Raw genomic sequence first — 14,153 nt, forward strand, 5'->3', positions numbered from 1 at the left:
AGAACAAATAAGACCCCGCCATTTGCCCGAAAGCCGGGGTAAGCGTCGCGCCCGCCTACTGCGTGCTTGTCTGCGGCGCATTTGCCCGCCCGGCGGGCGTGGGCGCCTCGGTGCCGGACTGTCCGCCACCGCCCTGCGCTGGGGTGGGCTCCGCGTGAGTGGACTCGTCAGGCTGCGGCAGGTGATAGCGGCTCCAAATTTCCACGGGAATCCAGACGGCGAACGCCAGAAGCAGTGCCGCGATCAGCATGCGTAAGATGCGGACGCTGGTGGGCGACTTCCGCTTGGTCCGCCCGGCCATCGGTTCTTGTGACGCCTGAGCGCCTTCGTTCCACGGTCTCTCGATCCGCTCGACCATGCCTGCCCCTTCCCAAACCGGGCGGCATCGGCCGCCCTTGAAACATCAGGGAAAGAAACGGCCACCGGCAACGATGGTTCCCGCCTCAGTAACCGCGGTTGCGGTCGACCACATATTGCAGCGGCTGGCCTTGCTCGAAGCGGGCGATCTGCCGCTCCACATGGCGAAACAGCGCATTCTCCTCCGAACTCGCTGCATCATGCGGCGTGATGAAGACACCAGGCAGGTCCCAGAGCGGGCTGTCCGAAGGCAGAGGCTCGACCTCGAAGACATCGAGCGAGGCGCCGCCAAGCACGCCGGTTTCGATCGCCGCGACGATATCGGCCTCGACCTGGCTCTTGCCGCGCCCGGCATTGATGAACACCGGCTTTCCAAGCGCCCCGCCTTGGCGGAGCTTGGAAAACAGTGCTGCGTTATAGAATTTCGTCGTCTCCGGCGTCAGCGGCAGCAGGCCCACAAGGATGTCGGTCTTCGAAAGAAAGGCGTCGAGCCCGCTCGCGTCGAATGTCTCGATGCCATCGATCTGTTTCGCCGTGCGCGACCAGCCGATGACGTTAAAGCCCATCACCGTCAGCTTCCTGACGGCATCCTGGCCGAGCACGCCGAGACCCATGACGCCGACGGTGAGCTCCGATGCCTCCGGCGCCACGTCGTGGCCCCATTCGCGCCGGCGCTGCAATCGGTCGTGCTCCGCCTGTCCGCGCTGATGCATCAGGCACTGCATCACCACCCACTCACTCATTCGCGTCGTCAGGCTGTGGTCGACGAAGCGCACGATCGGCACGTTGGGAAGACCAGGCAGGTTCATGAAGCTGTCGACGCCAGCACCGCCCGAAAAGATCACTTTCAGATTCGGTGCCCGTTCGAACAAGTCCACATCCGGCTTCCACAGCAGCGCGTAGTCGAGATCGGAGAGGTCCCGGCCCTTCGTCTCGGGATCGGCGATATTGATGCTGCGGCGATCGAGAAAAGCGGTTTTCAGGATACGCGCGACGGTATCGGGATTGAACTTGAGATCGACGAGAATGGGGGCTGGCATATTGTCTGGGCTCTGCTGTCGTTAGTGTTGCACTGCGGGCGTCGGCCGCGCCTCGATGTTGAAGGCCGCCGCCATCAGCGCCTTGGTATAGTCGTCCTTCGGCGCGCGGAAAATATCGGCCGATGGCCCCTGTTCCACCACCTTGCCGAAGCGCATCACGATCACCTCGTTGGCGAGCGCCTTCACAACCTTGAGATCGTGGCTGATGAAGAGATAGGCGAGGTCGTGCTTCTGCTGCAGGTCGCGCAGAAGATCGACCACCTGCGCCTGAACGCTCATGTCGAGCGCCGATGTCGGCTCATCGAGCATCACGAAGCGCGGCTTCAGCACCATGGCGCGGGCAATCGCGATACGCTGCCGCTGGCCGCCGGAAAATTCATGCGGATAGCGCCAGCGGGTGGTCGGATCGAGCCCCACTTCCTCAAGCGCCCAGCAGACGCGCCGGTCGCGCTCCTCGTAGGAAAGACTACCCTCATGCACCTTCAGCCCCTCGGCGATGATATCGCCCACCGACATGCGCGGGCTGAGCGAGCCGTAAGGGTCCTGGAACACCACCTGCAGCTGGTTGCGCAGCGGCCGCATCTCGGTGAATGAATAGCTGGCTATATCCTTGCCGACAAAGCTGATCCGCCCCTGCGAGGAGATCAGCCGGGTGAGCGCCAGCCCTAGCGTCGTCTTGCCCGATCCGGATTCGCCGACCACGCCCAGCGTCTGCCCGGCGCGCAGCGAAAGATCGATCCCGTCCACGGCCTTCACATGATCCACCACCTTGCGCATCAGCCCCGCCTTGATCGGGAACCAGACCTTGATGTCCGATCCCTGCATCACGATCGGCTTGGAGCTGTCGGCAAGCGGCGGCTCGCCGCGCGGCTCGGAGGCCAAAAGGTGGCGGGTATATTGATGCTGCGGATTGGTGAAGACTTCCTCGACCGTCCCGGTCTCGACGATCTTGCCCTTGGTCATCACGCAGACCCGGTCGGCGAACTTGCGCACGATGCCGAGGTCGTGGGTGATGAACAGCATCGACATGCCGTGCTGGCCCTTCAATTGTCGCAAGAGCTCAAGGATCTGCGCCTGCACGGTAACGTCGAGCGCCGTCGTCGGCTCGTCGGCGATCAGCAGTTCCGGGCGGTTGGCGAGCGCCATGGCGATCATCACACGCTGCCGCTGCCCGCCCGAGAGCTCGTGCGGATAGGCTTTCAGCCGCTTCTCCGGCTCGCGGATTCCCACCTGGTTGAGCAGCTCTAGCACCCGCGTGCGCGCCGCCTGTCCCTTGATCCCCTGGTGCAGCTCCAGAATCTCCGCGATCTGCTTCTCGATATTGTGCAGCGGGTTGAGCGAGGTCATCGGCTCCTGGAAGATCATCGTGATGTCGTTGCCGCGGACCTCGCGCAGCACCTTGTCTGACGCTTTCAGGAGATCCTTGCCCTTGAACAGGATTTCACCGGAGGGATGACTGGCCGAGGGGTAGGGCAGCAGCCGCAGGATCGAATTGGCCGATACCGATTTCCCCGAGCCGGACTCTCCCACCAGCGCCACCACCTCGCCCTTGTTGACGTCGAAGGAAATGCCATCGACAGCCACTGAAGTCGCGCCCCCCTGGTGAAAGGCGACGGAAAGATTGCGGACGGACAGCAAGGGTTCAGACATCAGGACAGGCTCTCGATCAGGGAGGTCAGGGTGGCGTCGTCGGGGCGGAGAGTGGTGAGAGGTGAACGCTTTGGTGCCGCGTCCGCACCCTTGATTTCGTAGTCATGCTTCAAGCCGGTGTCGCTTGTCAGTATATGCGTGCATTCCGTTGCCAAGGCCGTCGAAACATGAATGGCATCGGGCAACTTCAAGCTTGGGTAGTTCGCCCTCAATAGTGCGGCATATCGAAGAACCGGTTTTCCGACTGGGATGACGTCAAGCCAGGGACTTGAGACGATCGTTCTATCATATGCATCGACCAGTCTGCTGTTGGCGTCACGAAAGGGCCTGACCAGCAGCTCCGAGAGGGTCAGTTCGCTTGTAGCAAAGAGCGGCCTTTTGCTTTTGGTCGCGAAAAGCTTTCTCAGCAGTTGCGTGGCTATGCCAGCATTTTCGAACGCCAGGATAAAGATATTGGTGTCGATGTAGACCTTCTTTATCGCGGGCATCAGTAGTCCCACTCGTCACGCAATTCGCGTATGCGAGCGACGGCTTCTTCCTCGCTGACGGGGGGGTGGCCAAGCGCCTGATAATCCTCGATCAGCTTAATAAGTTCGGCACCGGTGAGTGGCTTCTTGGGCTCAGTCTGGAAATCGCGCAGACCCGGGTAGACGTCGTGCTCAGAGGAGGCTTTATCCTCGACCTCAAGCACGACACGCACTGTTGCATCGTCGGCAAAACCCTCCCTCAAGTCCTCGGGAAGGTTGGCGACGGGATAATGATCACGCACAATCTTGTTCATGACGGCCACGCTCCAAAAGCTGCAACGCCAGCAACTCTACCCGCAAAGCCCTGCCATGACGAGGCCGCCCTCATCCGAAGGTCTTCCTTGGATCGAACGCATCGCGCACCGCCTCGCCGATGAAGATCAAAAGCGACAGCATGATCGACATCGCGAAGAAGGCCGTCAGCCCCAGCCATGGCGCCTGCAGGTTGGCCTTGCCCTGGGCGATCATCTCGCCGAGCGATGGTGAGCCGGGCGGCATGCCGAAGCCGAGGAAGTCGAGCGAGGTCAGCGTGGTGATCGAGCCGGAAAGGATGAAGGGCAGGAAGGTCAGCGTCGCCACCATCGCGTTCGGCAAAAGGTGCCGCCACATGATCGTGCGGTTGCCGACGCCGAGCGCGCGCGCTGCCCGGACATATTCGAAATTGCGGGCTCTCAGAAACTCCGCGCGCACCACGCCCACGAAGCCGACCCATGAGAACAGCAGCATGATCCCGAGCAGCACGAAGAAGCCCGGCGGCAGGATCGCGGCGATGATCAGCAGGATGTAAAGCACCGGCATCGACGACCAGATCTCGATGAAGCGCTGCAGCAGAAGATCGGTCCAGCCACCGAAATAGCCCTGGATCGCGCCGGCGCTGACGCCGACGACAGCCGAGCAGATGGTCAGCACCAGCCCAAACAGCACCGAGATGCGGAAACCGTAGATCACGCGGGCGAGCACGTCGCGCGCCTGGTCGTCCGTGCCCAGCCAGTTGAGGTTGCTCCAGGTGCAGTTCGGGTCGTTCACCCCTTGCGGATAGCCCGAGCAGCGCTCCTCCTGGCTTATCATCCAAAAGGGCGCGGTCGGCGCCGAGTGCGGGATGTTTGAGTTCACCGAGCGGTAGGAATAGCGGATCGGCGGCCAGATCATCCAGCCATTGGCCTTGATCTCGTCGGCGATCACGTCCGAACGATAATCGGTCTCGGCCAGGAAGCCGCCGAACTTCTCCTCGGGATAATTGACGAGCACGGGAAACAGGATCTCGCCCTTGTAAGAGGCGATGATCGGCCGGTCGTTGGCGATGAATTCGGCAAACAGGCTGAGCCCGAAGATGAGAAGGAACAGCCAGAGCGACCAGTAGCCGCGCCGGTTGGCCTTGAAGTTCTTCCAGCGTCGGATGTTGGTGGGCGAAAGCAGCCCCTTGCGCGGCGGCTGGACGGGCGTGGCGGTCGCGGGCTTTGCGGCGGTATCCATCACACGTCCCTCCGCTCGAAGTCGATGCGCGGATCGATCCAGGTGTAGATCAGGTCGGAGATCAGGCTGACGAACAGGCCGAGCAGCGAGAAGATGTAGAGCGTCGCGAACACGATCGGGTAGTCGCGGTTGACCACCGAGAGATAGCCGAGCCGTCCCAGCCCATCGAGAGAGAATATGTTCTCGATCAGCAGCGATCCGGTGAAGAAGGCGGAGATGAAGGCGCCGGGAAATCCGGCGATGATGATCAGCATGGCGTTGCGGAAGACGTGGCCGTAGAGCACCTTGCGCTCGTTCAGCCCCTTGGCGCGCGCCGTCACCACATACTGCTTCTTGATCTCCTCGATGAAGGAATTCTTGGTGAGCAGCGTCGTGGTGGCAAACGCCGCCAGCGACAGCGAGATCAGCGGCAGCGCCAGGTGCCAGAAATAGTCGAGCGGCTTCTGCCACCACGAAAGCTGGTCGAAATTGTCGGAGACGAGGCCGCGCAGCGGGAACCAGTCGTAGAACGACCCGCCGGCGAAAAGCACGATCAGCAGGATGCCGAACAGGAAGCTCGGAACCGCATAGCCGATGATGATTACGCCCGAGGTCCACACGTCGAAGGTCGAGCCGTCCTTCACCGCCTTGCGGATGCCGAGCGGAATGGAGATGCCGTAGGAGAAGATCATGATCCAGATGCCAAGCGAGGCCGAGACCGGAAGCTTGTCCTTGATCAGGTCGAGAACGGAGGTGTTGCGGAAGAAGCTCTCGCCGAAATCGAAGCGGATATAGTTCCACATCATCTCGCCGAAGCGCGTCAGCGGCGGCTTGTCGAAGCCGAACTGCTTCTCGAGCTTCTTGATCAGCTCCGGATCGAGCCCCTGCGCGCCGCGATATTTCGAGCCGCCTTCATCCATGCCCGATCCCATCAGGTCGCCGCCGCCGCCCGAAAGGCGGGCGTCCGCCCCTTGAGCGTCGCCGGTCAGCTGCGCGATCACCTGCTCGACAGGCCCGCCGGGTGCGAACTGGATGACGGTGAACGAGATGGCCATGATGCCGATAATGGTCGGGATCATCAAAAGCAGGCGGCGAAGGATATAGGCTCCCATCAGCGAGCGGCCTCCGGGGAGTTCTGTCGTAGGCTGTCCAGTCTATCGCCGCTCAATCGTCAAGCCTTCCTCTGCCAGTCAATACCGGCGCTGATCATGGTCCGAAGTGATTCGGTGGGCCCATTTGGAGCCCAGCCGTCAGGCCAATGCAAGTCCGCTCATTTCGTGGCGGAAGACGACCACCAGACGTCGGGGAAACCGGTCGCGTAGGTCGGATATTCTGCCGGCCGGCTGATCGTGTTCCAGTAGGCGATCGACTGCGTGCCGCGATAAAACAGCGGGATCACATAGTGCCCTGCCATCAGCACGCGGTCGAGCGCCTTGATCGACGCCACCTGCTCGTCGCGGTTGGGCGCAAAGATCACCATGCGGATCAGCGCGTCGACCGCCGGGTCGGAAACGCCGGCATAGTTGCGCGAGCCCTGCTGGTTGGCGGAACCCGAGCCCCAGTAGTCGGCCTGCTCGTTGCCGGGGTTCATCGTTTGCGCCCAGACGTTCCAGATCACGTCGTAGTCGAAGCTGCGCACGCGGTTGGTATATTGCGAAGCATCGACCGTGCGCACCCGCGCATCGATGCCGATCTTCTTGAGATTGTTGGTGTAGGGTACCGCCCAGCGCTCCAGCATCGGGCTGGAAAGCAGAATCTCGAAGCTCATCGGCTTGCCGGTCACGGTGTTGACCATGCGGTTGCCCTTGATCTCCCAGCCCGCTTCCTTGAGCAGCTTGATCGCCGTGCGCAGGTTGTCGCGGCTCTTCTGCGGGTCGCCGCCGACGGGGTTCGAATAGGCAGTAGTGAAGACCGAAGGCGAAAGCTTGTCCTTGAGACCGTTCAGGATCTCCAGCTCTCGCCCCCCAGGCAGGCCGGAGGAGGCGAGCTCGGTGTTCCAGAAATAGCTGTCGATGCGCATGTAGCTGTTGAAGGCGACGGTGCGGTTCAGCTCCTCGAAGTCGAAGGCGTAGTTCAGCGCCTCACGCACCTTCTCGTCCTTGAAGATGTCTCGGCGCGTGTTCGGCACCAGCGCCTGCATGATGCCGGTGGCACGCAGCGCATTCGGCACATCCTCCTTCTTCACGCGGCCTTCCTTGACTGCGGGGAAATCGTAGCCGGTCGCCCAGCGTGCCGCCTGCGTCTCCTGCCAGTAGTCGCTGTTGCCGGCGCGGAACGCCTCGAACTCCACATCCCGGTCGCCGTAATAGGTGTAGTTGATCGAGCCGAAATTGTTCTGCCCGACATTCACGTTGAGATCCTTGCCCCAATAGTCGTCGCGCAGCTCGTAGCGGATCGTGGCGCCAGCCGTGAAGGCGGCGATCTTGTAGGGTCCGGAGCCCATCACAGGTTCCAGCGTGGTCTTGGCGATATCGCGCGGTTTGCCGTCGGGCCCGGTGCCCTCCCACCAGTGCTTCGGCACGACCACGAGCTGGCCGAGGATGTTCGGCAGTTCCTTGTTGTTCTTCTCGTCGAAAGTGAAAGTCACGTCGCGATCGCCCGTCTTCTCGGCTTTCACCACGTGCTTGTAATAGTTGGAGGCGAGCGGGTTCAGCTCCTTCACCTTGTCGAAGCTGAAGATCACGTCCTCCGGCGTGACGGGCTTGCCATCCGCCCACTTCGCCTCGGCACGCAGCCTGAAGGTCGCGCTCGACACGTCATCGGGAAAGGAAAGCCCTTCGGCCAGCAGCCCGTAGGAAGCGAGCAACTCGTCATCCGCCGATTTCATCAGCGTCTCGAACGGCAGCGTCAGGCCGACGGCGGCCTGGCCCTTGGAAAGCAGCGGATTGAACGTATCGTAGGTGCCGGATGCCGAAAGTCTCAGATTGCCGCCCTTCGGCGCATCCGGGTTGACGTAGTCGAAATGCTTGAAGCCCGGCTTGTATTTCAGTTCGCCGATGGTGGAGGTTCCGATCCGGAAGACCGGCTCCTGGGCGACGGCCTGCAAGGGCAGGGCGGCAGCGCCCAACAGAGAAAACACCAAACCAAGTCTCGACCACGCACGCGCCATTCGCCAGCCCCAATTGTTTCGCTTTTTTCGAGGATAGGCGAAATGCTGGCGAAAAACAGGTGACGCAACCTTTTTTGTCCGGCTTCGCGCAAATGTGAGCGCAAGCCCGGCTGCTCAGGCCGTCGCTTCCTCCAGCCTTTTGCGCAGCATCCCCCGCAACTCCGCCACCATGCGCGGATCGCCGCCGATGTCGGGATCGTGCGCCGCCGTCACGATGATCCTCAGCAGCTCAAGCACCAGCGCCGACAGAAGGTCGAGATCGTCGCCAACAGAAGGGCTCGCCTTCTGCAATAGCGCCTTGATATTGCCACGCAGCTCCGCCCGCGATTTCACCTTGCGGTCCTTGGGAATGTCGCGCCGCGCCGCCAGCACCGGAAATTCGCGGTACTCCTCCAGAAAGCTGCCAAGCCGCGCGAAGATCGCGTCGCCAATCTCGGACGCCCGCTTGCCGTCCACTTCGCCTTGTAGTTCGATCAGCGCGGCGTTCAGCTGCCGCATCCGCTCGACATGCAGCGCTTCGGCCAGCACCGGCTTGGTCGGGAAAAACTGGTAGAGCGAGCCGATCGAGGATTTCGCCTCGGCGGCGATCTCCGTCATCGTCGCGGCCTCATAGCCCTTCTCAAGAAAAACCTTGGCGGCCGCCTCGGTCAGAATGGCAACGCGCTCGTGCCCGCGCTTCTGCTTCGGCGAACGATCGATCGAATCGGCACTTGATTTTTGTGAGGGCATCCTCATATTTCCAATTGCGAGGATATCCTCATGTTTATTCCGGAGCCTTCCATGTCCCTCTACGATCCCAAGACCACCGCCCTGATCTCCATCGATCTGCAGGGCTTTATCATTTCCCGGCCCGTCGCGCCTCATTCCGCTCAGCAGGTGATCGAAAATACCGCCGCGATCGCCAAGTCGCTGAAAGCGGCCGGCGGCACGACCGTCTTCGTCACCGTCGGATTTTCCGCGGACTATGCCGATGCTGTCAACCAGCCGACCGACGAACCGATCGCCTTCCCACAGGGTGGCTTGCCGGCCGAAGCGCTGCGCGAACCGCCGGAGATCGCTGACCTGACGCCGGATGTGCGCATCACCAAGCATCAATGGAGCGCATTCTACGGCAGCGAGCTCGATCTCCAGCTGCGCCGTCGCGGCATCCGGACGGTCATTCTCACCGGCATCGCCACCAATTTCGGCGTCGAGGCCACGATCCGCGATGCCTTCGCCCATAATTACGCGGTCATCGCCGCCGAGGATGCGATGACGACGTTCACCGCCGAGATGCACGCCTTCGCCTGCGAGCGCATCTTCCCGCGCCTGTCGCGCATCCGCAAAACCGCCGACATCCTCGCCAACGCCTGAGTGCGGCGCTGCCGGCCGACGCGATGTCTCGCAATCGCCCGTGAAAAACATCGATTCACCAGAATCGCATTTCACGGTAAAACGAGTGCAAATCACTCGACCTTGGTCGGCAGCAGTTCAGGATACGGCATGGCTTTCCGCATCGCGCAGGCGCTCTCTTCAATCGGTAAACTGGCGTTGGCCACTGCGATCGGCGCCAGCCTTATCGCCGGCGATGTCGCCGCCCAGCAGAAACAGCCGAGCCCCGGCAGCGCCAAGGCGATCTTCGGCGGCGTTCAGCTTCCGACGCAAGGTGCTCCGCAACCCTTCGGCTTCTATGCCAAGGGCTGCATGGCCGGCGCCGAGGCGCTTCCGACCGATGGTCCGAACTGGCAGTCCATGCGCCTGTCGCGCAATCGCCGCTGGGGCAATCCGGCGATGCTCTCCACCATCGAGCAGCTGTCGCGCGATGCCGCCAAATACGATGGCTGGCCGGGCCTGCTGGTCGGGGATATCGCCCAGCCGCGCGGCGGCCCGATGTTCAACGGCCACGCCTCGCACCAGATCGGCCTCGACGCCGATATCTGGCTGACGCCGATGCCCAACTTCCGCATGACGGCGGAACAGCGCGAGGCGCTGCCCTTCACGACCATGCTGCAGAAGAACGCCTTCCTGACGATCAACCCGAATGTCTGGACGCCGGCCCACGCCCGTCTCCTGATGCGCGCCGCAAGCTATCCGCAGGTCGAGCGCATCTTCGTCAATCCGGCGATCAAGAAGAAGATGTGCGACACCTGGACGGGCGATCGCACCAATCTCGGCAAGCTGCGCCCGGAATACGGCCACGATTCCCACTTCCACATCCGCATCAAGTGCCCGCCGGGCGCCGTCAATTGCAAGCCGCAGGCACCTGTCGTCGCCGGCGACGGCTGCGACAAGTCGCTCGCCTGGTGGTTCAGCCCTGCACCATGGGCCAAGCCCAAGCCGCCGAAGCCGGATGCCAAGCCGGTCAAGCCGCGCGAGGTTATGGTGTCGGATCTGCCCAAGGCCTGCCAGGCGGTTCTCGATGCCCCCTCGGTCTCCTCCGTGCGCGCCGCGACCTATGGCGGCCCTTCGGCTGCCGAAGTGCTCCGCGCTCAGCCCATCGACGCGCCGCCCGCCGCAAATGACGACGAGCTGCCCGATCTCGGCCCGATCCCGGATGACAAGCCAGCAGCGCAATGATCCCGGTTGAACACCGCGACGCCGCTCTTTAAAACCCTGATCGCTTCGTATAGAAGCGGTCAAATCGATTGAATTATGCCAGTGAATTTAGAGGGGGAGCTTCTGATGGCCGGCCGCAAGTGCCTTGCGCTCATCGCGCATGACCAGAAGAAGGACGACATGGCGGAATTCGCCCGCCGCAACGAGGAGACGCTCAAGGCGAACTGGACGATCTTCGCGACCGGTACGACCGGCGGCCGCGTTCTCGACGCCGCTCCCTCGCTCGATGTCACCCGGTTGAAAAGCGGCCCGCTCGGCGGCGACCAGCAGATTGGCGCGCTGATTGCCACCGGCGAGGTCGATGCCCTGATCTTCTTCGTCGACCCGCTGACCCCCATGCCCCACGACGTCGACGTCAAGGCCTTGATGCGCCTTGCGATCGTCTATGATATCCCAATGGCACTCAACGAGGCCACGGCCGACAGGCTGATCGCCAATCTTCACGCATAAGCGGCGCGCGAACGCGCAACAACGGAACCTGCCATGCACCAGCTCGATACCAGCGACGCCTCCATGCCCTTCCCGATCCTGATCGGCGATATCGGCGGAACCAACGCCCGTTTCGCCATCATCGAGACGGCCGACGCCGAACAGGTCAATTTCCCGAACGTGCGCACCGCCGATTTCAAGACCATCGACGACGCCATCCGCGCCACCATCCTGGAAAAGAGCGCGATCAAGCCGCGTTCCGCCATCCTCGCGGTCGCCGGCCCGATCAGCGACGACGAGATCCCGCTGACCAATTGCGATTGGGTCGTCCGCCCGAAGTCGATGATCGAAAATCTGGGCATCGAGGATGTCCTGGTTGTCAACGATTTCGAAGCCCAGGCGCTCGCCATCTCCGATCTGGCGCCGGAACACCGTGAACGCCTCGGTAATGCCGACGCCCATGAGGACATGGTCGCCTCCCGCGTCGTGCTCGGTCCGGGCACCGGCCTCGGCGTCGGCGGCCTCGTGCATGCGCGCGGCGTCTGGATCCCGGTTCCGGGCGAGGGCGGTCACGTCGATCTCGGGCCGCGCAGCAAGCGCGATCTCGAAATCTTCCCCTATGTCGAAACCATCGAGGGCCGCGTGTCGGCCGAGCAGATCCTCTCCGGTCGCGGCATCGTCAATCTCTACCGCGCCATCTGCACCGCCGATGGCATCGCGCCCAAATACAGCGACCCGGCCGACATCACCTCGCACGCCCTGGCCGAAAGCGATCCGGTCGCCGTCGAGACCATCTCGCTGTTTTCGACCTATCTCGGCCGCGTTGCCGGCGACATGGCGATGATCTTCATGGCCCGTGGCGGCGTGTTCCTCTCCGGCGGCATCAGCCAGAAGATCCTGGCCGCTCTGCGCAAGCCCGAGTTTCGCGCCGGTTTCGAGGACAAGGCGCCGCACACGGCACTGCTCTCGACCATCCCGACCTATGTCGTCACCCACCCGCTGGCCGCACTCTCCGGCCTCTCGTCCTACGCCCGCCGGCCCGACACCTTCGGCGTGTCGACCGATGGCCGCCGCTGGGGCCGATAGCCCCCCAGCGTCCGGCGCCCGGACAGACCTAGCCAAACGGGCGCCAACTCTTTATAGAGCCGCTCGAGCGCGGGCCGCAGCAGCGGCTCGCATGGTCACGAGACAGGAAGTCTTTATTGCGTTCATCCGATCCCCAGCAGCGCCCCGTCGACAGCGGCACGGTCACCGCCGTCTTGAAGCGCATCATCGCTGAAAACGGCCGCGAGCACATCTGGGGCTACGTCGTCGCCATCAGCTGTCTTGTCCTCGTCGCGCTATCGACGGCCTTCACGGCCTGGATCATGCGCTCGATCATCGACGAGGCCTTCGCCAACCGGCGCGCCGATGTCGTCTGGGTCATCTGCCTCTCCATCTTCATCGCCTTCGTCATTCGCGGTTTTGCGAGCTACGGCCAGGCGGTGGCGCTGTCGAAGATCGGCAACAATATCGTCGCCCGCTACCAGAGCCGTCTCTACGTGCATCTGATGACGCTGTCGGTCGGCTATTTCAACGAGGCGCGTTCGGCCCGTATCGCCGCCCAGGTCAGCCAGAATGTCGGTGGCATCCGCGATGTCCTCAACCTGACGATCACCTCGACCGCCCGCGACCTGCTGACCTTCGTGTCGCTGCTCGGCGTCATGGTCTATCAGGACCCGCTGCTCAGCGTCGCCGTCCTCATCCTCGCGCCGCCGCTGCTCTTGGCGCTGCGCTATCTCTCCAAGCGCCTGCGACAGGCCACCAAGGAAGCGATCGATCTTAACAGCCACGTGCTCGGCGCCATGCAGGAGACCATTCAGGGCATCTCCATCGTCAAGGCGTTCACGATGGAACGGCAGCTCGAGCAGAAGATCAACAAGATCATCGTTGCCGCCGAAGAGCGTGGCAACAAGATCGCCAAGCTGTCCGAGCGCAACGCGCCGATGACCGAAAGCTTCGCCGGTTTCGCCGTCGCCAGCGTTCTTGCCTACGCCGCCTACCGCTCGATCTATCAGAACGTGCCGCCCGGCGCCTTCTTCTCCTTCGTCACAGCGCTGCTGCTCGCCTATGATCCGGCCCGCCGCCTTGCCAAGCTGCAGGTGCAGATGGAGCGCGCCGCCGTCAATGCGCGCATGATCTACGAGCTGCTCGACATGGAGCCGCGCCAGCGCGATCTGCCGGATGCCAAGCCCCTCGTGGTCACCGAAGCCCGCATCGAGCTCAAGGATGTCGCCTTCGCCTATGGCAACGACAACGTGCTCGATGGCGTCAACATGGTCGCCGAGGGCGGCAAGACCACCGCGCTCGTCGGCCCCTCCGGCGCCGGCAAGTCGACGATCATCAATCTCATCCCGCGCTTCTACGATCCGAAGGCCGGCGAGATCCTGATCGATGGCCAGGACATCGCCCACGTGACGAAGAAGTCGCTGCGCGAGCAACTGGCCTATGTCTCGCAGCAGCCCTATCTGTTCGAAGGCTCGATCCGCGACAACATCCGTTACGGTCGTCCCGACGCCAGCGATGCCGAGGTCGAGGAAGCAGCGCGTTTGGCTTACGCCCACGACTTCATTCTCGCCCAGCCGGAAGGCTACGACACGCCGGTCGGCGAAAACGGCGTGACGCTTTCGGGCGGCCAGCGCCAGCGCCTGTCGATCGCACGCGCGCTGGTGCGCAATGCCCCGATCCTGCTTCTCGACGAAGCGACCTCCGCGCTCGACACGGAATCGGAAGCAGCCGTGCAGAAGGCGCTCGACGAAGCCATGACCGGCCGCACCGTCGTCGTCATCGCCCACCGTCTCTCGACGGTCGTGCGCGCCGACAAGATCGTCGTCATGCAGCAGGGCAGAGTGGTCGAAGAGGGCAATCACGAGACGCTTGCGAAGCGCAGCGACGGTCTTTACGCTCGCCTCAACAACCTTCAGAGGCCCGCGGCCTCCGAGACTTTCTGATACG

The 14,153-nt window shown here is 62.8% G+C and carries 14 protein-coding genes; 5 read left to right on the forward strand and 9 right to left on the reverse strand.

Annotation, left to right across the window (positions count from 1 at the left end):
* Positions 1-55 precede the first annotated feature (55 nt).
* The 9 genes from AC1DOG_RS13855 to AC1DOG_RS13895 form a co-directional block, all read right to left on the reverse strand.
* A complete protein-coding gene (locus AC1DOG_RS13855; protein ID WP_477928743.1) occupies positions 56-358 on the reverse strand; it encodes a hypothetical protein in 303 nt (100 codons plus the stop codon).
* Between the two features lie 85 nt (positions 359-443).
* On the reverse strand, positions 444-1,397 hold the full coding sequence (locus AC1DOG_RS13860; protein WP_477928745.1) for a 2-hydroxyacid dehydrogenase: 954 nt from the start codon (positions 1,395-1,397) through the stop codon (positions 444-446).
* A 21-nt stretch (positions 1,398-1,418) separates the two neighbouring features.
* Complete coding sequence (locus AC1DOG_RS13865; protein ID WP_289728407.1) at positions 1,419-3,047, reverse strand: ABC transporter ATP-binding protein; 1,629 nt, start codon at positions 3,045-3,047, stop codon at positions 1,419-1,421.
* The gene (locus AC1DOG_RS13870) at positions 3,047-3,535 is read right to left on the reverse strand and encodes a type II toxin-antitoxin system VapC family toxin (RefSeq protein ID WP_477928748.1); all 489 of its coding nucleotides are present in this window, start codon (positions 3,533-3,535) and stop codon (positions 3,047-3,049) included. The genes AC1DOG_RS13865 and AC1DOG_RS13870 overlap by 1 nt, the downstream gene beginning before the upstream one ends.
* Positions 3,535-3,828 carry a hypothetical protein gene (locus AC1DOG_RS13875; protein ID WP_477928750.1) on the reverse strand — a complete coding sequence of 98 codons (294 nt, stop codon included), beginning with the start codon at positions 3,826-3,828 and terminating at the stop codon, positions 3,535-3,537. Before AC1DOG_RS13875 ends, AC1DOG_RS13870 begins: the two co-directional genes overlap by 1 nt.
* Positions 3,829-3,898: 70 nt before the next feature.
* Positions 3,899-5,047 (reverse strand): ABC transporter permease, encoded by a 1,149-nt coding sequence (locus AC1DOG_RS13880; RefSeq protein WP_477928752.1) that lies wholly within the window; start codon positions 5,045-5,047, stop codon positions 3,899-3,901.
* Entirely contained in the window at positions 5,047-6,138 is a 1,092-nt protein-coding gene (locus AC1DOG_RS13885) for a microcin C ABC transporter permease YejB (protein WP_018899212.1), read from the reverse strand. Before AC1DOG_RS13885 ends, AC1DOG_RS13880 begins: the two co-directional genes overlap by 1 nt.
* A gap of 158 nt (positions 6,139-6,296) precedes the next feature.
* A complete protein-coding gene (locus AC1DOG_RS13890; RefSeq protein ID WP_477928754.1) occupies positions 6,297-8,135 on the reverse strand; it encodes an extracellular solute-binding protein in 1,839 nt (612 codons plus the stop codon).
* A 114-nt stretch (positions 8,136-8,249) separates the two neighbouring features.
* Positions 8,250-8,864 carry a TetR/AcrR family transcriptional regulator gene (locus AC1DOG_RS13895; protein ID WP_477928756.1) on the reverse strand — a complete coding sequence of 205 codons (615 nt, stop codon included), beginning with the start codon at positions 8,862-8,864 and terminating at the stop codon, positions 8,250-8,252.
* 51 nt (positions 8,865-8,915) lie between these two features.
* Here AC1DOG_RS13895 and AC1DOG_RS13900 point away from each other — a divergent pair, with 51 nt between their 5' ends.
* From AC1DOG_RS13900 to AC1DOG_RS13920, 5 genes are all read left to right on the forward strand, one after another.
* Positions 8,916-9,488 (forward strand): hydrolase, encoded by a 573-nt coding sequence (locus AC1DOG_RS13900; protein ID WP_026283134.1) that lies wholly within the window; start codon positions 8,916-8,918, stop codon positions 9,486-9,488.
* Positions 9,489-9,617: 129 nt separating this feature from the next.
* On the forward strand, positions 9,618-10,691 hold the full coding sequence (gene mepA, locus AC1DOG_RS13905) for a penicillin-insensitive murein endopeptidase (protein WP_477928758.1): 1,074 nt from the start codon (positions 9,618-9,620) through the stop codon (positions 10,689-10,691).
* Positions 10,692-10,796: 105 nt separating this feature from the next.
* Positions 10,797-11,180 (forward strand): methylglyoxal synthase, encoded by a 384-nt coding sequence (locus tag AC1DOG_RS13910; protein ID WP_047506724.1) that lies wholly within the window; start codon positions 10,797-10,799, stop codon positions 11,178-11,180.
* Between the two features lie 33 nt (positions 11,181-11,213).
* On the forward strand, positions 11,214-12,245 hold the full coding sequence (locus AC1DOG_RS13915) for a glucokinase (protein WP_018899218.1): 1,032 nt from the start codon (positions 11,214-11,216) through the stop codon (positions 12,243-12,245).
* A gap of 116 nt (positions 12,246-12,361) precedes the next feature.
* Positions 12,362-14,149: an ABC transporter ATP-binding protein gene (locus tag AC1DOG_RS13920; RefSeq protein WP_113197194.1), complete on the forward strand. Its 1,788-nt coding sequence runs from the start codon at positions 12,362-12,364 to the stop codon at positions 14,147-14,149.
* Positions 14,150-14,153: the final 4 nt, after the last annotated feature.

The sequence above is a fragment of the Rhizobium sp. 01N48 genome (genome assembly GCF_056399145.1).

Bases quoted from the DNA above. Each gene is read 5' to 3' on its own strand.
- AC1DOG_RS13855 (WP_477928743.1), bottom strand. From the start codon at position 358: ATGGTCGAGCGGATCGAGAGACCGTGGAACGAAGGCGCTCAGGCGTCA.
- AC1DOG_RS13860 (WP_477928745.1), bottom strand. From the start codon at position 1,397: ATGCCAGCCCCCATTCTCGTCGATCTCAAGTTCAATCCCGATACCGTC.
- AC1DOG_RS13865 (WP_289728407.1), bottom strand. From the start codon at position 3,047: ATGTCTGAACCCTTGCTGTCCGTCCGCAATCTTTCCGTCGCCTTTCAC.
- AC1DOG_RS13870 (WP_477928748.1), bottom strand. From the start codon at position 3,535: ATGCCCGCGATAAAGAAGGTCTACATCGACACCAATATCTTTATCCTG.
- AC1DOG_RS13875 (WP_477928750.1), bottom strand. From the start codon at position 3,828: ATGAACAAGATTGTGCGTGATCATTATCCCGTCGCCAACCTTCCCGAG.
- AC1DOG_RS13880 (WP_477928752.1), bottom strand. From the start codon at position 5,047: ATGGATACCGCCGCAAAGCCCGCGACCGCCACGCCCGTCCAGCCGCCG.
- AC1DOG_RS13885 (WP_018899212.1), bottom strand. From the start codon at position 6,138: ATGGGAGCCTATATCCTTCGCCGCCTGCTTTTGATGATCCCGACCATT.
- AC1DOG_RS13890 (WP_477928754.1), bottom strand. From the start codon at position 8,135: ATGGCGCGTGCGTGGTCGAGACTTGGTTTGGTGTTTTCTCTGTTGGGC.
- AC1DOG_RS13895 (WP_477928756.1), bottom strand. From the start codon at position 8,864: ATGCCCTCACAAAAATCAAGTGCCGATTCGATCGATCGTTCGCCGAAG.
- AC1DOG_RS13900 (WP_026283134.1), top strand. From the start codon at position 8,916: ATGTCCCTCTACGATCCCAAGACCACCGCCCTGATCTCCATCGATCTG.
- mepA (WP_477928758.1), top strand. From the start codon at position 9,618: ATGGCTTTCCGCATCGCGCAGGCGCTCTCTTCAATCGGTAAACTGGCG.
- AC1DOG_RS13910 (WP_047506724.1), top strand. From the start codon at position 10,797: ATGGCCGGCCGCAAGTGCCTTGCGCTCATCGCGCATGACCAGAAGAAG.
- AC1DOG_RS13915 (WP_018899218.1), top strand. From the start codon at position 11,214: ATGCACCAGCTCGATACCAGCGACGCCTCCATGCCCTTCCCGATCCTG.